The organism is Sphingomonas crusticola (assembly GCF_003391115.1).
GTDB lineage: Bacteria > Pseudomonadota > Alphaproteobacteria > Sphingomonadales > Sphingomonadaceae > Sphingomonas_I > Sphingomonas_I crusticola.
Genome location: NZ_QTJP01000001.1, coordinates 2,454,786 through 2,477,341 on the forward strand (window position 1 = coordinate 2,454,786; position 22,556 = coordinate 2,477,341).

Annotated in this window: 23 protein-coding genes; 15 read left to right on the forward strand and 8 right to left on the reverse strand. The window is 63.1% G+C overall.

Annotated elements, in window-relative coordinates; genetic code table 11:
- Positions 1-18 precede the first annotated feature (18 nt).
- The gene (locus DX905_RS11715; RefSeq protein WP_116091501.1) at positions 19-1,149 is read left to right on the forward strand and encodes an FAD-dependent oxidoreductase; all 1,131 of its coding nucleotides are present in this window, start codon (positions 19-21) and stop codon (positions 1,147-1,149) included.
- A 99-nt stretch (positions 1,150-1,248) separates the two neighbouring features.
- Here DX905_RS11715 and DX905_RS11720 read toward each other — a convergent pair whose 3' ends face one another.
- Positions 1,249-2,409 carry an acyltransferase family protein gene (locus tag DX905_RS11720; RefSeq protein WP_240320829.1) on the reverse strand — a complete coding sequence of 387 codons (1,161 nt, stop codon included), beginning with the start codon at positions 2,407-2,409 and terminating at the stop codon, positions 1,249-1,251.
- A gap of 129 nt (positions 2,410-2,538) precedes the next feature.
- Here DX905_RS11720 and DX905_RS11725 point away from each other — a divergent pair, with 129 nt between their 5' ends.
- From DX905_RS11725 to tatC, 5 genes are read left to right on the forward strand one after another with little or no spacing between them, the layout of a single operon-like run.
- Positions 2,539-3,291 carry a segregation and condensation protein A gene (locus tag DX905_RS11725; RefSeq protein ID WP_116091503.1) on the forward strand — a complete coding sequence of 251 codons (753 nt, stop codon included), beginning with the start codon at positions 2,539-2,541 and terminating at the stop codon, positions 3,289-3,291.
- A complete protein-coding gene (scpB, locus tag DX905_RS11730; protein ID WP_116091504.1) occupies positions 3,288-3,860 on the forward strand; it encodes an SMC-Scp complex subunit ScpB in 573 nt (190 codons plus the stop codon). The genes DX905_RS11725 and scpB overlap by 4 nt, the downstream gene beginning before the upstream one ends.
- 31 nt (positions 3,861-3,891) lie before the next feature.
- Positions 3,892-4,137, forward strand: a complete 246-nt coding sequence (locus tag DX905_RS11735) for a twin-arginine translocase TatA/TatE family subunit (protein WP_116091505.1) — start codon at positions 3,892-3,894, stop codon at positions 4,135-4,137.
- An 11-nt stretch (positions 4,138-4,148) separates the two neighbouring features.
- The gene (tatB, locus tag DX905_RS16290; protein WP_240320830.1) at positions 4,149-4,604 is read left to right on the forward strand and encodes a Sec-independent protein translocase protein TatB; all 456 of its coding nucleotides are present in this window, start codon (positions 4,149-4,151) and stop codon (positions 4,602-4,604) included.
- Positions 4,601-5,386 (forward strand): twin-arginine translocase subunit TatC, encoded by a 786-nt coding sequence (gene tatC / locus DX905_RS11745; protein WP_116091506.1) that lies wholly within the window; start codon positions 4,601-4,603, stop codon positions 5,384-5,386. The genes tatB and tatC overlap by 4 nt, the downstream gene beginning before the upstream one ends.
- Before the next feature lie 51 nt (positions 5,387-5,437).
- Here the strand turns inward: tatC and DX905_RS11750 are convergent, their stop codons facing one another.
- From DX905_RS11750 to DX905_RS11760, 3 genes are all read right to left on the reverse strand, one after another.
- Positions 5,438-5,575, reverse strand: a complete 138-nt coding sequence (locus tag DX905_RS11750; protein WP_116091507.1) for an entericidin A/B family lipoprotein — start codon at positions 5,573-5,575, stop codon at positions 5,438-5,440.
- A gap of 244 nt (positions 5,576-5,819) precedes the next feature.
- Complete coding sequence (locus DX905_RS11755) at positions 5,820-7,409, reverse strand: sensor histidine kinase (RefSeq protein ID WP_116091508.1); 1,590 nt, start codon at positions 7,407-7,409, stop codon at positions 5,820-5,822.
- A gap of 14 nt (positions 7,410-7,423) precedes the next feature.
- Positions 7,424-7,642 (reverse strand): NepR family anti-sigma factor, encoded by a 219-nt coding sequence (locus DX905_RS11760; RefSeq protein WP_240320831.1) that lies wholly within the window; start codon positions 7,640-7,642, stop codon positions 7,424-7,426.
- 261 nt (positions 7,643-7,903) lie between these two features.
- Between DX905_RS11760 and DX905_RS11765 the strand changes: the two genes are divergently transcribed.
- The 9 genes from DX905_RS11765 to DX905_RS11805 all read left to right on the forward strand — a co-directional run bounded on the left by DX905_RS11765 (position 7,904) and on the right by DX905_RS11805 (position 17,802).
- The gene (locus DX905_RS11765; protein WP_116091509.1) at positions 7,904-8,698 is read left to right on the forward strand and encodes a response regulator; all 795 of its coding nucleotides are present in this window, start codon (positions 7,904-7,906) and stop codon (positions 8,696-8,698) included.
- Between the two features lie 295 nt (positions 8,699-8,993).
- Positions 8,994-9,635, forward strand: coding sequence for a sigma-70 family RNA polymerase sigma factor (locus DX905_RS11770; RefSeq protein ID WP_116092520.1), 642 nt, complete (start codon positions 8,994-8,996; stop codon positions 9,633-9,635).
- A 254-nt stretch (positions 9,636-9,889) separates the two neighbouring features.
- The gene (locus DX905_RS11775) at positions 9,890-12,565 is read left to right on the forward strand and encodes a bifunctional [glutamine synthetase] adenylyltransferase/[glutamine synthetase]-adenylyl-L-tyrosine phosphorylase (protein ID WP_116091510.1); all 2,676 of its coding nucleotides are present in this window, start codon (positions 9,890-9,892) and stop codon (positions 12,563-12,565) included.
- A gap of 31 nt (positions 12,566-12,596) precedes the next feature.
- Positions 12,597-13,073 (forward strand): peroxiredoxin, encoded by a 477-nt coding sequence (locus tag DX905_RS11780; RefSeq protein ID WP_116091511.1) that lies wholly within the window; start codon positions 12,597-12,599, stop codon positions 13,071-13,073.
- A 26-nt stretch (positions 13,074-13,099) separates the two neighbouring features.
- Complete coding sequence (locus tag DX905_RS11785) at positions 13,100-13,924, forward strand: ferritin-like domain-containing protein (RefSeq protein ID WP_240320832.1); 825 nt, start codon at positions 13,100-13,102, stop codon at positions 13,922-13,924.
- A gap of 55 nt (positions 13,925-13,979) precedes the next feature.
- Complete coding sequence (locus tag DX905_RS11790) at positions 13,980-14,693, forward strand: peptidoglycan DD-metalloendopeptidase family protein (RefSeq protein WP_116091512.1); 714 nt, start codon at positions 13,980-13,982, stop codon at positions 14,691-14,693.
- Between the two features lie 45 nt (positions 14,694-14,738).
- Positions 14,739-15,065: an iron-sulfur cluster insertion protein ErpA gene (gene erpA, locus DX905_RS11795; protein ID WP_116091513.1), complete on the forward strand. Its 327-nt coding sequence runs from the start codon at positions 14,739-14,741 to the stop codon at positions 15,063-15,065.
- A 23-nt stretch (positions 15,066-15,088) separates the two neighbouring features.
- Positions 15,089-15,871 carry an exodeoxyribonuclease III gene (gene xth, locus DX905_RS11800; protein WP_116091514.1) on the forward strand — a complete coding sequence of 261 codons (783 nt, stop codon included), beginning with the start codon at positions 15,089-15,091 and terminating at the stop codon, positions 15,869-15,871.
- Positions 15,872-15,969: 98 nt separating this feature from the next.
- Positions 15,970-17,802 (forward strand): putative bifunctional diguanylate cyclase/phosphodiesterase, encoded by a 1,833-nt coding sequence (locus DX905_RS11805; RefSeq protein WP_116091515.1) that lies wholly within the window; start codon positions 15,970-15,972, stop codon positions 17,800-17,802.
- Positions 17,803-17,819: 17 nt separating this feature from the next.
- Here DX905_RS11805 and DX905_RS11810 read toward each other — a convergent pair whose 3' ends face one another.
- The 4 genes from DX905_RS11810 to DX905_RS11825 form a co-directional block, all read right to left on the reverse strand.
- Entirely contained in the window at positions 17,820-18,989 is a 1,170-nt protein-coding gene (locus DX905_RS11810) for an N-acetyltransferase (RefSeq protein WP_116091516.1), read from the reverse strand.
- 7 nt (positions 18,990-18,996) lie between these two features.
- A complete protein-coding gene (locus DX905_RS11815) occupies positions 18,997-19,770 on the reverse strand; it encodes a sterol desaturase family protein (RefSeq protein ID WP_240320959.1) in 774 nt (257 codons plus the stop codon).
- Between the two features lie 65 nt (positions 19,771-19,835).
- Positions 19,836-21,377: a DHA2 family efflux MFS transporter permease subunit gene (locus DX905_RS11820; RefSeq protein WP_205412318.1), complete on the reverse strand. Its 1,542-nt coding sequence runs from the start codon at positions 21,375-21,377 to the stop codon at positions 19,836-19,838.
- 19 nt (positions 21,378-21,396) lie between these two features.
- Complete coding sequence (locus DX905_RS11825) at positions 21,397-22,551, reverse strand: HlyD family secretion protein (protein ID WP_116091518.1); 1,155 nt, start codon at positions 22,549-22,551, stop codon at positions 21,397-21,399.
- Positions 22,552-22,556: the final 5 nt, after the last annotated feature.

Here is a 22,556-nt window from a genome sequence, read left to right on the forward strand (position 1 = left end):
GTAAGGGAGGAATCAGCCATGACAACCGTTTCTCGCGTTGCAATCATTGGGGGTGGGCCGGGCGGCCTGATGCTGGCCCGATTGCTTCAGGAGCGTGGCCTCGCGCCCGTCGTCTTTGAGCGCGATACCCATGCCGGCGAGCGGCCGCAGGGCGGCTCGCTGGATCTGCACGGCGATACCGGGCTGCGCGCGATCCGCATGGCCGGGCTCGAAGAGGCGTTCCTGGCGCATGCTCGGCCCGAGGACCAGGGCGATCGGCTCTACGATTCCGACGGGAGGCTATTGTTCGATCATGACGGGGAGGGCGGTGGCCGGCCCGAAATTGATCGCAGCGCGCTCCGCCGCATATTGCTCGATGCGCTGACGCCGGGGATCGTGCGCTGGAGCAGCAAGGTCGAGGCGGTCGTCCCGCACAATGACGGCTGGCGCGTCATGGCCGACGGCCGCGCGTACGAATTCGACATCGTCGTCGGGGCCGACGGGGCCTGGTCGCGCGTGCGGCCTTTGCTGTCGGAAGCGCAGCCGATCTACGAAGGCATCACTTTCGTCGAGCTCGGCTATGACGCGCGCCGCCACCCGGAGGTCGACGCGCTCGCCGGGCGCGGCAAGATGTTCGCGATCGGCAACAATCGCGCGCTCGTCACGCAGCGCAACGGTCATGATCATATCCGCGGCTATGTCGCGCTACGCATTCCCGAAGCGGAAGCGCGCCGGCTTGAAACGCTGGCGCCCGACGACGTGCGCGCCGTAATGGGCGCGGCCTTCGCCGGCTGGGCGCCGTCGCTCACGCGGATGATCGGCGTGGGCGACTTCATCGCGGTGCGCTCGCTCTATGCGCTGCCGATCGGCCATAGCTGGCAAACCCGCCCCGGCGTAACCCTGCTCGGCGACGCCGCGCATCTGATGGCGCCGTTCGCGGGCGAGGGGGTCAACCTCGCGCTGGCCGATGCCGCCGATCTCGCCGATGCGCTTACCTCAGGCGAGGGCTGGCCCGCGGTCGCGCGCTACGAGGCGTCTATTGTCGCCCGCGCCGCCCCCGCCGCCGAGGAAGCGCACATCGGTGGTAAGGTCACTTTGTCGCCAAACGGTGCTGCGCCGGTGCTCGGCCATTATCGCGAGCGGCTGGAAGCGGCTCAGGCGGCCGCCTGAAGCCTTCGCCGTCATCGCCAAGCGCGGAAAGCGCCGCGGCCAGTCCGGCGCTGGATTGCTACGCTTCGCTCGCAATGACCGGACTTTGAACGGGAGGCGCTACCCAAATGCCCGTCTAAGCCACGCCCGCACCGGCTCGTCATACAGTTTCAGCGCAAGCCAGCTGGCCGCGACCACTAGGACGAACGATCCCGCGCCGGCTAGGTAAAGCGTCGATGCAGGCGGTTTGCGGAACAAGGCGAAGTTCATGTAAATCAACAGGAAAGGATAGTGCAGGATGTAGAGCGGATAGGAAATGCGGCCCGCAAATTTGCATAAAGCGAGCTCGATCCGGCCGATCTCGGAATGCGCCCCGCAGAGGATGATCGCCGGGAATAACAGCATCGCGAAGACCGCTTCGAGCAGGCCGTTGCCATGCGGAACGGACTTCGGCACGAGCGGCGCCGCGAAGGCGAGCACCAATATCGCACTCAGCACGACCCAGCCCAGCCGCACTTTCGGCGCACGGCCCCGCACCCGATACAACCACAAGCCCAGCGTAAACGAAAACGCCATCCGCGCGGGCGCGCCCCACCAGGTCAACCAATCCGAACCCATGTCGATGCTGTTACGGCGCCATAGCAGCCACAGCAGCCAAGCCGCTGTGAACGCCAACACGACCCCCAGCGCGCGCGTTCGCAGCCGGCGCAGCACGAGAGCATAGGCGAGGTTACCGATATATTCCTGAAGTAGCGACCAGGCGGGGCTATTGAGGCTGTGCGTGTCGGTCCAGCGATTGGGTAGCGTCGCCGAAGGCAATAATAGGCAGGAGAGGGCGAAAACGCGCAGCACCTCGCCGAGCGGCACCAATTTCTGGTTCGGCGCGAACGGATCGACCAGAAAGCTGATCAGCCCCAGCACTGCTCCCAGCAGCACGAGCGGATGCAAACGGATCAGGCGGAGCGTGCAGAATTGCCAGACCGACATTCTATCCCAGCGCGCGTCATAAGCATAAGCGACCACGAAGCCCGATAGCGCGAAGAAGAAATCCACCGCCATTGCGGCATGATGCAGATATTGACCCTGGTCCGCCCAAGCGATCGGCATGCCCATGATGTGGAACAGCACGACCATCACGGCGGCGGTCCCGCGTAGTCCATCCAGCACCTCAAAATGCGGCTTGCCCGTTCCGGTTCTATCCGGATGCACGATCGCCTCGGCCGTCGTCTCGCCCGCCATGTTCGCTCCCCCACCCGGCTTGCGCCGCTTGGCACAGTTCATGTCATGTCGGATCCGTTTCGACAACGATCTGGGATTCGCGCGTCTGTTGTTCAGCGTAATTCCTCCCCATTATTGGGGCAGAGAAGGAAAGATTCCCTGTTGAACAGGAAGGCGCTAGTCTCGGCCGTGATGGATGAAGACGAATTCGATCTCCGCCCTGCCGAGCCCGAGGCGCTGACGATCGCGATCGACGGCTGGGAGGGCCCGCTCGATCTGCTGCTAACGCTGGCGCGCACGCAGAAGGTCGATCTCAAGCAGATCTCGATCCTGGCGCTGGTCGACCAATATATCGCCTTCATCAACGAAGCCCGCGCGCTCAAGCTGGAACTTGCCGCCGATTATCTAGTGATGGCCGCCTGGCTCGCTTACCTCAAATCGGCGTTGCTGCTACCGCGCGACCCGGAGGTCGAACCTTCGCCCGAGGAACTCGCGCTGCGGCTGCAACTGCGCCTCCAAAGGCTTGACGCGATGCGCGACGCCGGTGCGCGGCTGATGGGCCGCGACCGCATCGGCCGCGATGTCTTCCTGCGCGGCGCGCCCGAAGGCCTGCGCGTCGTCCGTCGTCCCCGATGGGAGGCATCGCTCTATGAGCTGATCGCCGCTTATGGCGTGGTCAAGGCTCGCTCCCAGCCTGCTTTCCACGTCGTCGCCCGCCGCGCGGTGATGACGCTAGAGGAGGCGCTTGATCTGGTCGCGCGCATGATCGGCCAGAAGCTCGATTGGGCGAGCCTCGAAAGCTTCCTGCCGCCAGACCTCGCCCCCGATCATCGCCGCTCGGCCGTCGCTTCAAGCTTCGTCGCCGCACTCGAGCTTGCCCGCCAGGGCAAATTGCAGCTGGCGCAGGATGCCGCGTTTGCGCCCTTGATGGTGAAGGCGGCATGATCGACCATCATCTGCGCGCGCTCGAAGCGGCGCTGTTCGCGGCGGACATGCCGATGACGCCGGCCGATATCAGCGCCGCGACCGGCATCGACGAACCCAGGGCGGCGCTGACCGAACTCGCCACGCTCTACGAAGGACGCGGGATCGAACTGGTCGAACGCGGCGGCCGCTGGCTATTGCAGACCGCCCCCGACCTCGCCCACATATTGCGCCGTGAGCGCGAGGAGCCGCGCAAGCTCAGTCGCGCCGCGATCGAGACGCTCGCGATTATCGCGTATCACGAGCCCGTCAGCCGCGCCGAGATCGAGGCAATCCGCGGCGTGCAGATTTCCAAGGGCACGCTCGATGCCCTGATCGAAGCGGCATGGGTCCGCCCGGCGGGCCGTCGCGAGACGCCGGGGCGGCCGCTGACCTACGCCACCACCCCCGGCTTCCTCGATCATTTTGGCCTCGCCTCGCGCAAGGATCTGCCCGGAATAGACGATTTGCGCGCTGCCGGGCTGCTCGATCCGATCGATTTGGCGCTCGAGACGCAGCTATCGGTGGAAAAGGACGAGGTTGAGGACTAGAGAGGCACCGGTAAGTCTTTGGAGAGTTCAAATGGGCTCGTTTTCGATCGTCCACGTCCTCATTTTCGCGGTCATCGCGATCCTGTTGTTGGGGGGCGGCCGCTTCTCCAACATGATGGGCGATGTCGCCAAGGGCGTGAAACAGTTCAAGAAGGGCATGTCGGAGGATGACGACGCCTCCACCAAACCCGCCCCGCGCCTTCACGTTCAGCCGCCGGTCGATCCCAATCCCGACCAGAATCTGCAGCCGATGAAGGACGATCGTCCGGCGCAGTAAGTAAGGCCCGCATGTTTGACGTTGCCCCTACGGAATTGCTGCTGATCGGTGCGGTGGCGGTTGCCGTCATTCCGCCCAAGGATCTCCCGCGTGCGATGCGCTTTGCCGGACAGTGGATCGGCAAGGCGCGCGGCATGGCGCGCCATTTCCGCTCCGGTATCGACGAGATGATCCGCCAGTCGGAGCTCGACGAGATCGAGAAGAAATGGCGCGAGGAGAACGAACGTATCATGCGTGAGCATCCGCTGCATGACGCGATTGAGCATCCCGACGAACCGGAGGAATTGGCCGCGCTACCTGCACCTGCCGCTTCGGACCCCGTCGCCGGCATGATCGCGGAAGACGTTCCCGCGCCGCTTGCAGCGGAAAACGGCACGGAGCTGCCGCCGTCCGTGCCCGCGGGCAACCCCGCATCCGTGGATGACCTTGGTCCTGAACTCCCTCTCGGTCTGCCGCCCAAGCAATGACCGAAGAGCATGACGAGATAGACGACAGCCGCGCGCCGCTGATGGATCATCTGATCGAGCTGCGAAAGCGCTTGATCTGGTCGTTTGCTACACTCGGGCTGTGTTTTGCCGTCTGCCTTTATTTCGCGCGCCCCATACTTTCTTTCCTCGTCCACCCGCTCAAGGCGGCGGGGCAGGACAAGATCATCTACACGCAGGTGTTCGGCGCGTTCCTGACGGAGGTAAAGGTCGCCTTCTTCGCGGGGTTGATGATTTCATTTCCGGTCATCGCCAACCAGCTTTGGCAGTTCGTCGCGCCCGGCCTCTACCGCAAAGAGAAAAAGGCGCTGCTGCCATTTCTCCTGGCCACACCCGTTCTTTTCCTGCTTGGCGCAAGCCTCGCTTATTTCATCGCGATCCCGCTCGCGCTCAAATATCTGCTCGGCTTTTCCGGCGACCTCGGCGGCGTCCAACAGGAGGCATTGCCTGAGCTAGCCAATTATCTGAGCTTCGTGATGCAGTTTCTGTTTGGCTTCGGCGCGGCATTTTTGCTGCCGGTGCTGCTGATGCTGCTCGAGCGGGCCGGCATCGTGACGCGCGGCCAGCTGATCAAGTTCCGGCGCTACGCAATCGTCGTCAATTTCGGCATCGCGATGGTGCTTAGCCCGCCGGACGCGGGCTCGATGTTCCTGATGGCGGTGCCGCTGGTGCTGCTCTACGAGCTCGCGATTGTCGGCATCTGGTTCACCGAACGCAAGCGCAAGCGCGAATCCGCAGAAACGCTGCCAGCTCCCCGGGCATAAGAAAGGGCGCCGCTCCATAGGAGCGACGCCCTCAATCATTTAACGAGGCGCTTACTTGGCGCCGTCGGCAGCGTTGCTCACGGCCTTGCCGGCCGACGAAACGTCCTTGCCTGCACCCGAAACGGTGTTGCAAGCGGCCAGCAGCAGCGTGCCGGCGATTAGGGTAGCTTCCAGTACCTTGCGAACCATGATGATGCTCCATGTTTGTGCGCCCCGCGGCGCGGTGCCTGAAACCAATGCCGCTGTCGAACAATAGTTCCGGCAGCGGTCCGATCTGGCGCAGATACAATTTGGGCCCGAAGGCGCCACCGGGGGGGAGGATCGGCGCGTTCGGGCCCATGTGTTCGGACAGCGAGAGCGGGGGGGCAAAAGGTCGCTATCCGAGGTGTAAAACGGCCTTGAATTATATGGGTTCCGTCACCCGCGGCATTTTTCAGATTTTTTTTGCAACTTGGTCTTCGCGTTCGAGATCCGGCGTGACCGCGATAGCTATTTCGTAACGTCCGCGCGTCTCATCATAGTGAAGCGTTGAGCGGAGCTGGCGCGCCAGGCCCGTGATGATGCGCTCGAAGCGTCCCCGGCCGATATTTCCCGCGCACGCCGATGCCGTCAGGCCGCTCGCCTCCATCGAAAGCACCGCGCGGTCGGGCGTATCACCAGGCAGCAGGGTCAGTGCGATGCTGCCCGTGGGATCGCAAGTCATGACCATTTCCACGATTTCGGTAACCAGGAATGCGACGGGAACCGCGACGTCCTGGGTAATGAAAGCCGAAATCATGTCGAGCGTGATGGTCATGTGTGCGGCGCTGGCCGGTGCGGTGGCGCGCAGGTTGGCCGTCAGCTCGGCGACGATCGAACGCAGCGCGACGCCGCGATTCTCTTCGAGTTCCGCATAATGATTGCGGTGAACCACCGCCAATGCGTCGACGCGGCGCTGGATCGAAGCATAAGCTGCGGCGACGTCGCCCTCGGTGCCGCGTGCATGCAGATTGATGAGGCTTGCGACCACCTGAAGGTTGTTCTTGACGCGATGATGGACCTCCCGCGTCAGCCGGACCTGCCGGTTCAGTCCCTCCTCCAGTTCCAATTCGCGTGCCACCAACTGCGAGGCGGTCGACTCCAACGCTTCGCCGAGGGAGCGTATCTCCTCCGCCGGGGTAGTGATGCGCGGCAGGATGAGTGGGCCGTCGCCAGGCTGATAAAGGGCAATCGCACTTTGCATCTGGCGAAGCGGCCGGACCAGCAACTGATCGAGCACGATCCAGCAGATCGCCGCCGCCGCCGCCCACATTAGCAATGGCAGCAGCACCAGCAATATTTCGACAGCGCTGATGCGGCTGGCAGCGACCGTCAGCAGGAGCCGAATTTGCCCTGACGCTGCCGGAGTCGCCACTTCGACGCGCCGGACAAAGGGCGACACCTGCCCGATGCTGGAGATGTCGAGCCGGGCATCGCCCTGGATGAGGGTGATGCCCTGGCTGCGATCGGTCGCGAGCACGGTGTGGAGGTGGTTGCGAGGTATCTCGCCGATGCCGTACATGCCATTGGCCGCGGGAACGGTGAACCGCAGTCCGTCGTCACCGGGAAGTAGGGTCGCGGTCAGCGTGGCGGATCGGGGACGGGGCAGGCGGGCGGCGGCAAAGCCGGGCGTCGCGCACGCGAGAGAGCCATCGCCATTGTATAATGCCAGTTTGAGGGGCGCGTTAAGCGTTGCCTGATCGCGTGTGAGCATCGACCGGCAGACGCGGTCATTGACTATCGCGCCGCCCAGGTTGGAGCGGATCAGCGAAGCGCCCCGCAGCAGTAGAATATCGATCTGCCGCGCCTCGGCAATCGCAACGACGCGGGCGTCGGCCTCGCGCTGCGTTTGTTTGGCATGTGCAGATTGGATCGAGGCGAAGAGAGCGATCAGACCGAGCGGCAGCAACGCCGCGGTCAGGATTAACAGCATCTTCGTGCCGGTAGAAAAGTGAGCGGGGGCGAGACGCGCGAAGAATGGAGCCGCCGAGGGGGTGGATGCCATCGGGCTAATGCCCGTCAGTTAAGCTTGCCGAGCAGATCGAGAAACTCCTGCGGCACGTCTTCGCTGATCGCCTCTTCATAGGCGTTACGAAGTGCGTGCGCGACATGCGGATCAGGTCCGCGCGCAACGCGTTTAGCCGTTCCAGAAGCCTGTTTATCGCGCCCGGTCACTTTGGATGTTTTGTCCGCCGTCAAACCGAACGCCCCCCGCAGAATATCATCGTCCAGCCGCACTCTATTTGCCTGCCCTCAACATCAAACTCGGGAGGCCAAGGCCCTTGAAGAGCCATTGGATGCGATCCGAATAATCGTCTCGCCGGAAAGTCCCGCGCTAACCGTGAAACCAAAACACCGCATGTTTGTTCCCTATCCCGGGCAAAGAATCAGGCGCCGCCCGCGCTGGGGGTTTTCGTCGGCAAAGACGGAGTGCTTTCGGTTGCATAGGTGGCGGCGCATGCCCACAATACACAAGTCTTACAGGAGCTGTTGAAACTCATGTCGCTCGGCCAGGATCTCGCACCTCACCTTCCTTTCCTGCGCCGCTATGCCCGCGCGCTTACCGGCAATCAGAAACATGGCGACGCCTATGTGCGTACGGCGCTCGAGGCGATCGTCGCTGCGCCACACGAATTTCCTCGCGACGTAGACGTTCGGCTGGGTCTCTACCGTACCTTCCAGCGGATCTGGCAATCGACCAATGAGGACGAGCGCGCCGACGACGATGCCGGCGGCGATGCCGCCAATGTTGCCGATGCACGCCTCGCCCGCATCACGCCGCGGTCGCGCCAGGCTTTGCTACTCACGCAACTTGAAGGTTTCACACCTGAGGATGCCGGCTATCTGATGGAGACGACCGCGGCTGAAGTTGAGGCGCTGGTCGCGGAAGCGATCGCCGAGATCGAACGCCAGACGCACGCCGACGTGTTGATTATCGAAGATGAGCCGATCATCGCGATGGATCTCGAAACGATCGTGCGCGATCTTGGCCATAACGTGACCGGCGTCGCGGTTACGCGGGATGAAGCGGTCGCGCAGGCGCGTGCCCATCGGCCCGGCCTGGTCCTTGCGGACATCCAGCTTGCCGACGACAGTTCAGGGATCGACGCAGTCAAGGACATCCTTGCGGAGTTCCAGGTGCCGGTAATCTTTATCACCGCATTTCCCGAGCGCCTGCTCACGGGAGAGCGTCCCGAACCGACGTTCCTGATAACCAAACCGTTTCAGCGTTCGACGGTCAAGGCGGCAATCAGCCAGGCGTTATTCTTCGATGCGGCAACCGTTCCGGCCTGATCGGCCCTAATGGAACCCGGCGACATCGCGTCCGTTGGCAGAGTGTAACGATTACGGGGCTTGGGCTATGGCCGAAGAAGAGACACATCTGTCACGGACCGAAGCGCGGGCCGGACAGTCTAACCATATGACGCGCTACATTCTTCCCGCATCGCTCGGGATTGTTGTGATCTTGTTCATCGTTATCGTTTTAGTCTGGCACTGAGCAGCGGGGCATCATGTCCTATTGTAGCTCGATGGAGTGCCCCCATCTTTGGGGGCATGCGCCGGCGATTCCCGCTTACGGAGAAATTTGTTGACTGATCCGATTGCGGATGATGACGATTTGGAGGTTGTCGCCGAGCCGGTCGAGCATGTCTCGCTCTCGGACGACGAGTTTCGCGACGAGCTTGGTCGGGTAATTCCGCACCTTCGCGCATTCGGACGGTCATTGTCCGGAAATCGCGACCTAGCCGACGATCTGGTGCAGGAAACGTTGCTGAAGGCCTGGGCGGCGCGCAAGCGTTTCCAAGCTGGTACCAACATGCGCGCGTGGACTTTCATCATTCTGCGTAACCTGTTCCTCAGCCAGATGCGGCGTGCGCGCTTCAAAGGCGAGTGGGACGACCTCACTGCCAGCAAGATCCTCGCCGCGCCGGCCAGTCAGGAGCGGCATGTTGACCTCGGCGACCTGCAACGTGCGTTGCTTCATCTGCCTCAGCCGCAGCGCGAAGCGTTGATCTTGGTCGGGGCGGGCGGCTTCGCTTACGAAGAGGCGGCCGAAATTTGCGGCTGTGCCGTTGGTACAATCAAGAGTCGTGTGGCGCGCGGCCGGGTAGCGCTCGAACAGCTCATGGCCGGCGGTAAATTGCCGTCACGCCGGGATGACGAGAATACCGGGCATAGTCCTCTTCATGATATCATGGGCGAAGTGGACGAATTAAGCCGCGGCCGCTGACGTATCAGCCTTTTCGGTTAGCGCAGGCGTTCGAGCAGCCGGGCGAAATCCTCAGGCATTGCCGGAAACGACCCGAAGCTGCCCAGCAATGCGCGACGGACCCCCTCATGCGGTGGCGGAACGGCGACAGCCTCCGGAGTATGCTCCTTATTGCCTTGGCCCGGCCCGCATGGATTACTCAGAATACTCATATAGGTTAGAACGCCGCAGCCCCTAATAGAGTTGCGAACGATATCTCGTGGGCTGATTGATCTATGACCGAGCAGATTGAAGCTTCAGCACTAAGCTCGGCAATCGAGCGGGCCGAGACCTTTTCTCCTTTCTTGCGTCAATTGATGCGCCGCCGCCCAGAATTGGTGGAGAAGCTCGCGCGTGACGGTTTGGCGGCGCTGCTTGCATCCGCCGCGGCGGACGCTGGGACCGATACCGATACGATGCGCGCGTTACGCCGGGAGCGGCAGGCGGTCAGCTTAGGAGTGGCACTCGCCGACCTTGCCGGCGCTTCGTTCGAGGCCGTGACCCAAGCACTGACGGCGTTTGCCGACCGCGCATTGGATCGGGCCATCAGAGCGGCAATCTCCGAACGTACCGATGCACCGCCGACAGGTTTCGTTGCGATCGCCCTCGGCAAGCAGGGCAGCGGAGAGCTCAACTACTCCTCCGACATCGATCCGATCCTGCTGTTCGATCCGCGAACCCTACCGCACCGATCGCGCGAGGAGCCGGTCGAAGCGGCGGTCCGCATCGCACGGCGCGTGGTCGCCCTGCTGCAGGAACGCACCGCCGACGGCTATGTGCTGCGGGTCGATCTGCGGTTGCGGCCGGCCGCCGAGGCGACACCGCTGGCAGTGCCGATCGACCTTGCGATCGCCCACTATGAAGCCAGCGCGCTTCCTTGGGAACGCGCAGCGTTCATTCGTGCACGGGCCTCTGGCGGCGATATTGCCTTAGGCAACGCCTTCCTGGATCACATCCGTCCCTTCGTCTGGCGGCGCGCGCTCGATTTTGGCGCGATACGCGAGATCCGAGCACTTTCGCGCCGCATCCGCGATTACCATGCTCAGGGCCAGCGCATCGGCCCCGGCTATGACGTCAAGCGCGGCCGGGGCGGCATACGCGAGATCGAGTTCTTCGCGCAGATACACCAGCTCATTCATGGCGGGCGGCTGCCGTCTTTGCGCACGCCGGCGACGCTCGATGCACTTTCGGCTTTGGCGGAGGCGGGGATCGTCGATCGGACTGACGCGACGCTCCTTGGTAATGCCTATCGGGCGCTTCGCACGATCGAGCATCGCCTGCAGATGGTGGATGACCAGCAAACCCATCGCTTGCCGCCCGATGCGCAGGGGCTCGACAATGTTGCCAGGCTCGCCGGCCTTGCCGATGGGCAGGCCTTGATCGCCGCTCTGGAGCCTCAGGTCGAAAGCGTCGGGCAACGCTATGACGCGCTCGATCAACCCGAGAGCGGCGAAGGTCCGGCGCTCGACAGCGTCGTTCAGCAGGCCGGCTTTGGCGATCGCGAGGCGGTTCGGGCGCGGATCGAGGGATGGCGCGAGGGCCGGACCCGTACCACCCGCAGCGCCGCCGCCCGCGCCGCGCTCGAGGCGGTACTGCCCGCGCTTATCGCAGCGCTCGGCAACGCCCCGGATCCGGACCTCGCCCTGAACCGCTTCGACGATCTGGTTGCCCGCCTGCCGAGCGCCGTGAATCTGTTCCGCCTGCTTGAGGCGCGGCCGGCGTTGATTGGACAACTTGCCGCAATATTGAGCCACGCGCCGACATTGGCTGCGGCGCTGTCCCGGCGCGCAAGCCTGCTTGACGGGCTGATCGACATCAGTGCGCTCGAGCCGCCACCGCCCGTCGTCGAGTTGACAGAGGCGTGGGCGAAAGGAGAGCGCGGTGACGATTATCAGGCGTTACTCGATCGGGTGCGGATCGCTGTCGGCGAGCGGCGTTTTCAACTTGGCGCGCAACTGATCATAGGTGCGGCCGACCCGATCGACGTCGGCCGGGGCTATGCGCGTGTCGCCGAGGCAGCGCTGGACGTCGTCGCAGCGGCGACCGCGACGGAGTTCGAAACAATCCACGGCCGGATCTACGGAGGAGAGCTCGTGATCCTGGCTCTCGGCCGGATGGGCGGGGGCGTGTTGACGGACGCTTCCGATCTTGATCTGATCTATCTTTTCACCGGCGACTTCCTGGCCGAATCCGACGGTAGGAAGCCCCTTGGTGCAACGACCTATTTCAATCGCCTCGCCCAGCGGGTGAGCGCGGCATTGTCGGTACCGACGGCCGCCGGGCCGCTTTATGAGCTCGACACGCGCCTTCGACCTTCCGGCAACCAGGGGCTGCTCGCGGTCTCTACCGACAGCTTCGCTCGCTATCAGGCCGAGAGTGCGTGGACGTGGGAGCATATGGCTCTCACGCGCGCGCGGCCCGTATTCGGAAGCGATGAGGCCCGTGCGAGCGTTCAGGCAATTATCGATAGGACATTGCGCCGGCAAAGCGATCCGGAGGGCTTGGCGGCCGACGTTGCCAAGATGCGCAACGACATTGCCACCCACAAACCGCCGGCCGGCCCGCTCGACGTCAAGCTGATCGATGGGGGATTGGTCGATGCGGAATTTACGATCCACCTCCTGCAACTGCGGGAAAAGGTCGGTCTTCATCCGGACCTCACGCACGCGATCAACGTGCTGGCGACGGCTGGCCTGATCGATCCAGATTTTGCCAAAGCCTTCGCGCTGCTGACGCGCATGCTCGTAACGTTGCGCCTGGTCGCGCCGCAATCGACGGAACCGCCGCTCGCTTCGCAGGCGCTGGTCGCGCAGCGATGCGGGTATGACGATTGGCCGGCCTTGCTCGACGCATATGGCGAGGCGCGGGCCCTGATCACACGGGAGTGGCGCCGTGTGGCGAGCCTGGGCTAGGGCCGCTCCGATTAAAGCTGGAGAACGGAAAATGGTCAGGGAAGGCGATGCCGTACCCGATGTGACGCTGGAGATGGGGGACGGCAGCGCGATGCCTCTGTCACAGCTTCCGCGGCCGTTGGTGCTGTATTTCTATCCCAAGGACGACACGTCCGGCTGCACCGCCGAGGCCAAGGACTTTTCCGACCTTGCCGGCACGTTCCAGTCGGAAGGAACGTCGCTATTGGGGGTTTCCAAAAACAGCCCCAAAGACCACGCCAAATTCACTGCCAAATATGATCTGAAGGTACCGCTTGCGACCGACCCCGACGGATCGGTTACCAATGCGTTCGGCGTGTGGGTCGAAAAAAGCATGTATGGCCGCAAATATATGGGGATCGAGCGCGCGACCTTCCTGATCGGGCAAGATGATCGGGTGATCCGCGCGTGGCGCAAGGTGGCCGTCCCTGGACATGCCCAGAACGTTCTTGCAGCGGCACGCTCGCTAAAAGCGGACCCGTCATCCTGACGCTGGCACTGGCCGCACGGCACGTTTTGGAAACTGCCGAGCCGACAGCCAAGATCAAGGCAGCACGCAAAGCTGCGCGCGATTGGCGACTGGGTCGGCTGGAATGGCGCTTCGACGTCATGATGCCCGACCGGCCCGCGCGGGAGGGTCGACCTGAGCTTCTGCCGGCCAACCGGATGCCGCGGCGGGGCAAGGGAGGCAATGCAGCCAACCGGATCGCGTTGCTCCATGCGATCGCGCATATCGAATATGTCGCGATCGACCTTGCCTTCGACCTCGTCGGCCGGTTCGGCAGCCTGTTTCCGCGCGCTTTCGCTGACGATTGGATGCAGGTCGGCGCAGAGGAGGCGATGCATTTTGCGCTGCTCAAGCGGCGCCTGCGCAGTTCCGGCAGCTTCTACGGCGCCTTGCCGGCGCATGACGGGCTGTGGGAAGCGGCCGAGGCGACCGCGCATGATGCGCTTGCCCGGTTGGCGATCGTGCCGATGGTGCTGGAGGCGCGCGGTCTCGACGTCACGCCACAGATGATCGCGCGTTTCGATGCCGCCGGAGACGTTCGATCGGCGCGAATGCTGGACCGCATCCTGCACGATGAGGTGCGCCATGTGTCGGCCGGCGTCCGCTGGTTCCGGCAAGCCTGTATGGGCGGTAGTGATTCTCCCCAAGAAGCATGGCGGCAGCTGGTCGCGCAGCATTTTGGCGGGTCGTTGAAGCCTCCATTCAACGACTCAGCGCGCGCTGCTGCCGGTCTGACGATTGATTTCTATCAAGCTGTTGCAGAGTCGCACGCATATCTTCCACAAAAGTTCCCGTCGTCGCGGGAGGGGCAATTCTCGAAGGCGGCCGGTTAATTTTCAAACCGTGCGGGGGGGAATTCCGCGCGGCCCACATACCGCCGGAGAGACAATGATCGCTTCAACCGTCGCCATCCGCGCCCTGCGCGCTTTCGGTCTGGCCGCCGCCGCTGTCATGATGCTTTCGCAGCCGGTGCTGGCAGCCGGGCTCCCCGCTCCCCAGAGAGGCGACAAGATCCAGCCTAGCGGGGGCCCGTTGCTTCCGGCCAGCGCCGCCGGCGACAGCCGCTTTCACAGCCTGTTCCTGTCATGGAAAAAGGCGGATGCGATCTCTTCCCCGGGCGCGATTTCGGTGCCGTCCTCCAAGCCGGTTCAGACCGCGACCTATACGTCGGGCTATGGCGTCCGCTCCGATCCTTTCCGCGGCAGCGCGGCGATGCACGCCGGCATCGATCTGGCAGCGCCAATGGGCACCGCGGTCTATGCAACGGCCGATGGTGTCGTCGATCGTGCCGAATGGTCGGGCGGTTACGGCAACCTGGTCGAAATCGATCATGGCAAGGGCCTGCAGACTCGGTTCGGCCACCTCTCGCGCGTTCTGGTTCATTCCGGGGATCGCGTAGTACGCGGCCAGTTGATCGCACTTATGGGCTCGACCGGCCGCTCGACCGGTAGCCACCTTCATTACGAAGTTCGTATCGACGGCCATGCGGTGAACCCGGTGCCGTTCTTGCAGTCGGCCGACTATGTGACCGCGATGGAGGCTCGCACCGCTGCGGGTCTCGCGCTCGGTGGTCCTAACGATGCCAACGACGACCAGGATTAAGCCCGGGTCATTGTCGGCGGCGCTTGGCGCTCCTATCTCTCGCTCATGAGCGACGTCGATATCACCTCTTCGGCAGCCGCGCGAGTTGCGGCGATTGCGGGCAAGCAGGGCAAGCCGGCCATTTTGCGCCTCGCGGTCGACGGCGGCGGTTGTGCCGGCTTCCAATATAAGTTCGAAATGGCCGATGCCGTCGGATCCGACGACGTCGTCGCCGAGCGCGATGGCGTTCGGCTGGTCGTCGATGCCATTAGCCTCGACCTCGTCCGCGGCAGTGCCGTCGACTATGTCGAGAATATGGGAGGCGCGGCATTCCGCGTCACCAATCCCAACGCAGCCTCCGGCTGCGGGTGCGGAACCAGCTTCTCGATCTGACCTGCCTGCCCTAAGTCAGGCGCATGAGGATCGCGACTTACAACGTCAACGGCATCGGTGCGCGGCTGCCGCGGCTGCTGGAATGGCTTGATGAGACCCAGACGGACATCGTCTGCCTTCAGGAATTGAAGGCCCCCGACGAGCGTTTCCCCGAGGCGGAAATCTCGGCGCTTGGTTATAATGCGGTCTGGCATGGACAGAAGAGCTGGAACGGCGTCGCCATCCTCGCGCGCGGCATGGACATCGAGCTCAGGCGTAAGGGTCTGCCCAATGATCCCGATGACAGTCACAGTCGCTATATTGAAGCCGAAGTCGGCGGGGTCGTTGTCGGCGGGCTTTATTTGCCCAATGGCAATCCCGTTCCGGGCCCAAAGTTCGATTATAAGATTGCCTGGTTCGAAGCCTTGCTTGCCCATGCCCGCACGCTGTTCCTGACGGAACGGCCGGTCGTGCTAGCGGGCGACTGGAACGTGATCCCAACAGACAGCAAGCTCGACGTCTTCTCAGCCAGCCGCATGTCTGCCGATGCCCTGATGCAACCGGAGAGTCGCGCCTGCTTCTTTCGACTGAACCATGCCGGCTGGACCGACGCGCTCCGCGCCATTCACGCCGATGAGCAGATGTACACGTTCTGGGACTATACCATGAACGCCTGGACGCGCGACGCCGGCTTTCGCATCGATCATCTGATGCTCACACCCGCAGCGGCGGACCGTCTGATCGATGCGGGTGTCGACAAACAGTTTCGTGGACGGGAAAAGGCGAGCGATCACGCGCCAACTTGGATCAAAATCAGGGGATCCTAACCCGCTGGATTCAAGGGCAATACGCATTTCGGCCCAATCGGCAGTTGTAATGCCCTTCATTCCTAGAAACCTTGGCCGATCGTTATGGGCCTAGGGACGTGGTTGATCTTCAGAAGCTGATCCTCGAAATGATCGCCCGCGGCGAAGTGCTGGCGGCGACGGCGGAAAGGCTGTGCCGCGAGATGGAGCGGCTGGCGCCCGGCGTGGTCTGCTCGATTGTCGGAGGCGAGCCGGACGCGACAATGCGCTTGATTGCGGCCCCTAGTCTGCCCGAGGATTACCAGGCAGTTTTCGATAGTCTGGGCATTAGGCCAAGCGAAGCTCCCGGCGGCGGCGAGCCTGGCGACGGCAGTAAGGCCATAGGCGATCCCGCAGCCGATTTCCTTTCTGCGGTAGCGCTGCCGCCTGGTGTCGGCGCTCGCTGGTCGGCTCCGATTCGGTCGGCCGGGAAGCTGGTCGGGGCGCTGACATTCTTTTTTCCCGAGCAACGGGTGGCGACCGATCTCGAGCGAGAAATCGCTGCGGTCGGTATCGAGCTTTGCCGGATCGCGTTCGAACGCGATTTTGCCCTGCGCGCCAACCAGCGGCTGCTCTACACCGACTCGCTAACCGGCCTCCATAATCGGGCCTGCTTCGAAGAGGCGCTGATGGAGCCGCCTTCCACCGGTGGATCCGCATTGCTGCTGGTCGACATCGATGGCCTTAAAACCGTCAACGATACCTTTGGCCACAATACGGGCGACAGCTTGATTCGAACGATTGCCCAGCGCCTCGCCGAGGCGGCGGCTCCCTATCGCGCCTTCCGAATCGGGGGGGACGAACTGGCGGTCCTGGCGGCGGCAGAGGATGTAGTGCCTTTGGCCCACCGCATTCTGGATAGATTGGGACAAGCTGCCGATTGTGCGGGCCACATGTTGGTGCCGAGCATGACCATCGGTGCGGCGATCCGGGCGATCGACGACAAAAGCGGCATGATCATGCGTCAAAATGCCGATCTCGCTTTATACCACGGCAAGGATGACGGCGGACGCGGCAGCCTGGTTCTGTACGCGCCTGAGTTGCGCACCCGCATGAACCGCCGGTTACGCGCGATCGATCAGTTGCGAAGGGCGCTGGCGGAGGGCCGGATCGAAGCACGTTATCAACCGATCGTGCGGCTCGACAGCGGAGCGGTCACCGGCTTTGAGGCGTTGGCGCGCATTCGCGAGCGCGATGGACGGATCGTCGCGGCTGCCGATTTCCAGGATGCCTTTGCCGACGCCCGCAATGCGTCCGACGCGACGCGCGCGATGCTGCGCGCGGTCTCGGCGGATCTGCGCTCCTGGCTGGATGCGGGCATCGCGGTCGGGCGGGTGGCGGTCAATCTGGCACCCGCCGACTTCGCGCATGGACATTTGGTCGAGGAGGTTCAGGAAATCTTTGTCGCCGCTGGCGTGCCGCTCGACCGGCTCGCGCTCGAGATCACCGAATCGGTTTATCTCGGCCGCCGCGAGCTGCTCGTGCAACGTCAGATGGAGGCGTTGCGAAGCCTGGGCATCAAATTGGCACTGGACGATTTCGGCACCGGCTACGCTTCGCTCACCCATCTTCTGTTCACGCCGGTAGATACGCTCAAGGTCGACAAATCTTTCGTCGATCATCTCAACAATGACGAGCAGACCGGCGGTGCCGTGATCAACGGCCTGATGCGTATCGCGGAAAAGCTTGGCGTGGAGGTGGTGGCGGAAGGCGTCGAGACGGTGGAACAGCGGGAGCGGCTGGTAGGCCTTGGTTGCCGTCTTGGCCAAGGCCACCTCTATTCCGGGGCGCTCGACAGCGCGGCGGTCGGCACCCTCATGCGGACCATGCCGGCGCGGCTGCCTTCGACACCGCTTCCTACTTCGATCCGCTCGCGCGGCATCCGACGCAGGGTGCAGACGCGCGCCGCCTGAAGCGCGTGCCGCCGGCGTCAGATCGCCTTTTCGTAGATGCGGTACGTCTTGTTGATCCGGCTCTCGATCGTCGAGGCGATGGAATTCATCCCCTGATTGTCCTCCAAAATCCAGCCGATCTCGCTATGTGTCGAGCCATAGAATTTAAGTGCGGCCTGACGCGTATCTTCGATCATCATGAAAGCTAGCTGGCTCGCCAGCCGGCTGGCCTGAAGATGCTTCACGACGCCCATCAGGGGAACGCGTGTAGTCCGGACCTTGGGTATGCCGGTCAGGCCGCCGTTCAGGCGCCATAGTAATTTGATGAAGCCGAACGGAAACAGATTGCCGTTGAGATCGGCCTGCATCTCGTTGAGATCGGGCCAGGTCATCATGAAGGCGACCGGCTCGCCGTCATATTCGGCGATCTTGACGAGATCGTTGAAGATGATCGGCTTCATTTTCTTCCCCGCGAACGCGATCTCGCTCTCGGTGAAGGGTACGAAGCCCCAATTCCCGCTCCATGCGTCGTTGAGGATATTGAGGATGATCGCCGCCTCGGCGGCGAACTTCTTCTTGTTGACGTCGCGGACGCGAATCCGCGAATTTTTCTGACCGGATTGCACGATCCGCGCGATGAGGGGCGGGAAGTCCTTGGTGATGTCCAGATCCCACGTGTGGAGATCCTTGACCTTGGCATAGCCCCAGCTCTCCACCCATGCCTCATAGCGCGCGTCGTCATAGCCCATCATCACCGTGGGTGGATGATCGTGACCTTTGATCAGCAGACCAGGCTCTTCCCAGATCGACATCGAAATCGGCCCGATCGAGCGCTTGACGCCATGCGTGCGGAGCCACTCCTCCGCCTGTCCGATCAGCAGGTCGGCGACGGCCTTGTCCTCGGCATCGAGATAGCCCCAATTCCCGCTATCGGCGCCGCCGCCTTTTTCCGGCGGCATCGGCGTCCACATATGATCGATCGAGGCAGAGATACGGCCGACGACTTTGCCCGCCCGCTCCGCCAGATAGAGCTGCGCCTCGGCGTGCTCGAAAAAGGGATTCTTGCCGGGCGTAATCAGCCCGTAGGCCTCGTCCTTGAGCGGCGGCACCCAGGCCGGATTGTCGGCATAGAGCCGGAACGGGAGGTCGACGAAAGCCTTGCGGTCCGCCTTGGTGAGAACCGGGCGGATCGTGATCCCGTTCGGCATGTAGGCCTTATCCCCTGATACGGGTGGATGGATGTCCCGTGGCGACGCCACCGGAAAGCTCGGCAACCTTCGGATAGACCTTCGCTACCTCAGGCGTGTAGCCAAGATTGAAGACGGTTGGGCTCTTCTTGCGCTCGCTCACTTTGGCATAGCTGGTGCCGAACAGGCGATCCCAAAAGAAATTGGTGATGCCGAAATTGCCGGTCTCGTCGTGGAAATGATGCGCCATGTGACGCTGCTTCATCTTCACGAGCAAAGGATGTTTCGGCGTGTAAGCTAGATGCTGAATGCAGTGGCAGAATTCATAGAAGGCCGTCGTAAGCAGGCCTGAGGCAAGGCCCGCCGCCGCTCCGCCGATACCGCCGAACAGGTACCCGATCGGCATGGTCGCAAGCATGATCGGCGGCAGCGTCGTGTGAAGCGCGCCGAACAGGATTTCGAGCCGGTTGGGATCTTGATGGTGATCGTAGTGGATGCGCTTCCAGGTCGCAGCCAGCATCGGAACCTTGAACATCCAGCGGCTGTGCAGCACGAAACGATGCAGCGTGTACCAGACGAGCGGGTATAGCAGGACGGCGACCGCGGCCGACGCGACAGTCGCCAGCGCCGACGCGGGATAGGCAAACCACACGCCGATCGAGGCCGCTGCCAGCAGCAGATAAGCGATCACCGCCGGATACTGGAAATAGGCGACCACCAATTGCTTCAAGTTCATGCGATCAAGATGATGCTCTCGCCGCCAGAAGCTGGGTTTGACCGAAATACTCGTCACGCTGTTAATCCTCGGAATGATGCACCGATTTAATGGCTCACCTGTGGCCCCGCAATGCGGCGCTTTGTGGGCGATTAATGGGCCTGAGATGTATCGACTGCCTTGCGCGGCTTGGGCACGAGCCAGATCAGGGCCGCCGAGAGCAGCAGCAGGGCGGTCGCAATTTCGAACATATGGTCGAGAGAAATGACCAAGCTTTCCTGTGTAAGCAGATTTTCGACCATCGCCCGCACCTGCGCCGGGCTATAGCCGCTGCTTTCCAGCTGGGCCACCAACCCGGGGGACGGATTGATCGATCCGACCAGTTCGGCATGGGTCCGGACCGCGCCGTTCGCCCATATGGTGGTCGCCACCGATGTTCCCACGGCGCCCGACAAAGTTCGCATGAAGCTGGAGAGGCCGGCGGCCGACGCGGTCTCCTTGGGCTGGACCGAGCCGAGCGACAGGATGGTCAGCGGTACGAAGAAGAAGGGCATACCAAGACCCATGGCGAGATGGGGCAGGGCGAGCGTCCAATAGTCAGTCGACGAGGTCCAGCCGGAGCGGACGAAGATGCTGCCGGCCATCCAGCACATGCCGAAGGATACCAGCAGCCGCGGATCGAACTTGCCGCTGAGCTTGCCTACGATCAGCGAGAAAACCACCGCGAGCAGGCCCTGCCAGGCGGTGACATATCCGGACCATTGGGCTGTATAACCCATTGCTCCCTGCAACCATTGCGGGGTGACCACGACGGCCGAGAAGAATGTGCCATAGGTCACCGCGAGAGCGATCACGCTTGCGCTGAACCCGCGATGTCGGAACACGCGTAGATCGACCGCGGGATTGTCCTGCGTCAATTCCCAGATCAGGAAGGTCACGAAACCCACTGCCGCGATGCACGCGAGCGCAACGATGAAGGTGGAATGAAACCAGTCGCGGTCACGGCCGAGGTCGAGCATGATCTGGAGCGCGCCGACCCACAGCACAAGCAGGGCCATGCCGCCGGCATCGATGCGGGCGCGGACCTGTGCGGTCTCGCAGCGGCGCACCAGCATATAGCTGCCGACCACGCAGGTGATCGCGATCGGAATGTTGATGAAGAAGATCCAATGCCACGACCAATTGTCGCTGATCGTGCCGCCGAGCACCGGCCCGGCGATCGGCGCGACGACGGTCGTCATCGCCCATAATCCCATAGCCTGGCCGCGTTTCTCGGAAGGGAAGACCCGCAGCAACAACGTCTGCGTCAGCGGCATGATCGGGCCGCCGCAAATGCCTTGCCCGATACGGGCGGCAACGAGCGCGCCGAGCGTCGGGGACATGCCGCACAGGATCGAAAACAGGCCGAAGCCGGCCATCGCGGCCAGATAGACTTTCACGGTCCCGAAACGCATCGCAAGCCAGCCGGTGAGCGGAACGCAGATCGCCTCCGCGACCGAGTAGGACGTGATCACCCACGTACCCTGATCCGGCGAGATAGCCAGGCTGCCAGCAATATGCGGTACGGACACGTTGGCGATCGACGTATCGAGCACCACCATGAAATTGCTGAGCGCGAGCACGCCTCCGGCGAGCCACATCGTCGGGCCGGAAAGTGCGCAGCCGTCCCGGCTCGGGGCGGGGTTCGCCGCCATGGCCCTGCTCGCCACCGCCTTAGCCTCCGACGTCGATCGTCGCGTCCATCGACAGCCCGACGCGCAACGGATGCTGCTGTAGCTCGGCCGGGTCGAGCATGATGCGCACCGGCAAGCGCTGCACCACCTTGATCCAATTGCCGGTGGCATTCTGTGCCGGGATGATCGCGAAGGCGGATCCGGTGCCACCGGCGAGGCCGGTTACCGTGCCATGAAAGACGACGCTGCCGCCGTAGAGATCCGACGTCAGCCGCGCTTTCTGCCCGACCTTGACCTTCTTGAGCTGGCCTTCCTTGTAATTCGCATCGACGTACATGCGGGTGACCGGCACCACCGTCATGATCGGCGTGCCCGCCGCGATCCGCTGTCCGATCTGGACGTTGCGCTGTGCGATTACTCCGTCAAAGGGCGCTTTGATGATTGTGCGCGAGAGGTCGAGCTTGGCGGCGTCGAGCCGCGAGCGGGCGGCAGCGACGTCCGGATTGCTCGCCATCGAGCCCTGCACCAGCGCCTGATTGGCGTTGTAATTCTCCGAAGCCGCGACACGGTTGGCCTGTGCCTGGGCAATTCCGGAACGCGCGACGGCGAGTTGCGCCTGGGCGGCGGCAAAGGCGTTGGTTGCGCTAGTCAGCTCATCGCCGGAGACGGCGCCCGATCTGGCAAGGCTCTGGCGGCGGGCGAGATCCACCCGCGCCTTGTCGTAGGACGCTTGCGCGGCAATCATCTCGGCCCGAGCGCGGTCGATGTCGCTGCTGCGCGCGCCGATCTGCGCCTGGAGCGCACCGCCCGTAGCGCGGCTCTGAACGAACTCATGTTCGGCTTGCGCCAGATCGGCCGCTGCCCGCTCAACTGCGATCTTCGCGTCGGCCGGGTCGATCGTCACCAGGATATCGCCCTTGTGCACGATCTGGGTGTTAGCCACCCGAACGCTCTCAACCGCGCCAGCCACCAATGGAGTTATCTGCGCGGTATCGGCGCCAACATAGGCATTGTCGGTCGAGACGTGCCGCACGCCGATGAGGAAGTGATACAGCGTGAAGAGAAGTGCGATGCCGACGACCACGGCGGCGAGGATCGTGAGCCACTTCCTGCGGCGCTGGGCGAGCGTGCGCGTCGGCGCTTCGTCGGCGGCCGGGCTCGAAGCGGCCATTTGCGGATTGGGTTGATCGGCCATCGGGC

Excerpts from the sequence above, each read along its gene's own strand:
- DX905_RS11715 (WP_116091501.1), top strand. The coding sequence starts at position 19 with ATGACAACCGTTTCTCGCGTTGCAATCATTGGGGGTGGGCCGGGCGGC.
- DX905_RS11720 (WP_240320829.1), bottom strand. The coding sequence starts at position 2,409 with ATGAACTGTGCCAAGCGGCGCAAGCCGGGTGGGGGAGCGAACATGGCG.
- DX905_RS11725 (WP_116091503.1), top strand. The coding sequence starts at position 2,539 with ATGGATGAAGACGAATTCGATCTCCGCCCTGCCGAGCCCGAGGCGCTG.
- scpB (WP_116091504.1), top strand. The coding sequence starts at position 3,288 with ATGATCGACCATCATCTGCGCGCGCTCGAAGCGGCGCTGTTCGCGGCG.
- DX905_RS11735 (WP_116091505.1), top strand. The coding sequence starts at position 3,892 with ATGGGCTCGTTTTCGATCGTCCACGTCCTCATTTTCGCGGTCATCGCG.
- tatB (WP_240320830.1), top strand. The coding sequence starts at position 4,149 with ATGTTTGACGTTGCCCCTACGGAATTGCTGCTGATCGGTGCGGTGGCG.
- tatC (WP_116091506.1), top strand. The coding sequence starts at position 4,601 with ATGACCGAAGAGCATGACGAGATAGACGACAGCCGCGCGCCGCTGATG.
- DX905_RS11750 (WP_116091507.1), bottom strand. The coding sequence starts at position 5,575 with ATGGTTCGCAAGGTACTGGAAGCTACCCTAATCGCCGGCACGCTGCTG.
- DX905_RS11755 (WP_116091508.1), bottom strand. The coding sequence starts at position 7,409 with ATGGCATCCACCCCCTCGGCGGCTCCATTCTTCGCGCGTCTCGCCCCC.
- DX905_RS11765 (WP_116091509.1), top strand. The coding sequence starts at position 7,904 with ATGTCGCTCGGCCAGGATCTCGCACCTCACCTTCCTTTCCTGCGCCGC.
- DX905_RS11775 (WP_116091510.1), top strand. The coding sequence starts at position 9,890 with ATGACCGAGCAGATTGAAGCTTCAGCACTAAGCTCGGCAATCGAGCGG.
- DX905_RS11780 (WP_116091511.1), top strand. The coding sequence starts at position 12,597 with ATGGTCAGGGAAGGCGATGCCGTACCCGATGTGACGCTGGAGATGGGG.
- DX905_RS11790 (WP_116091512.1), top strand. The coding sequence starts at position 13,980 with ATGATCGCTTCAACCGTCGCCATCCGCGCCCTGCGCGCTTTCGGTCTG.
- erpA (WP_116091513.1), top strand. The coding sequence starts at position 14,739 with ATGAGCGACGTCGATATCACCTCTTCGGCAGCCGCGCGAGTTGCGGCG.
- xth (WP_116091514.1), top strand. The coding sequence starts at position 15,089 with ATGAGGATCGCGACTTACAACGTCAACGGCATCGGTGCGCGGCTGCCG.
- DX905_RS11810 (WP_116091516.1), bottom strand. The coding sequence starts at position 18,989 with ATGCCGAACGGGATCACGATCCGCCCGGTTCTCACCAAGGCGGACCGC.
- DX905_RS11820 (WP_205412318.1), bottom strand. The coding sequence starts at position 21,377 with ATGGCGGCGAACCCCGCCCCGAGCCGGGACGGCTGCGCACTTTCCGGC.
- DX905_RS11825 (WP_116091518.1), bottom strand. The coding sequence starts at position 22,551 with ATGGCCGATCAACCCAATCCGCAAATGGCCGCTTCGAGCCCGGCCGCC.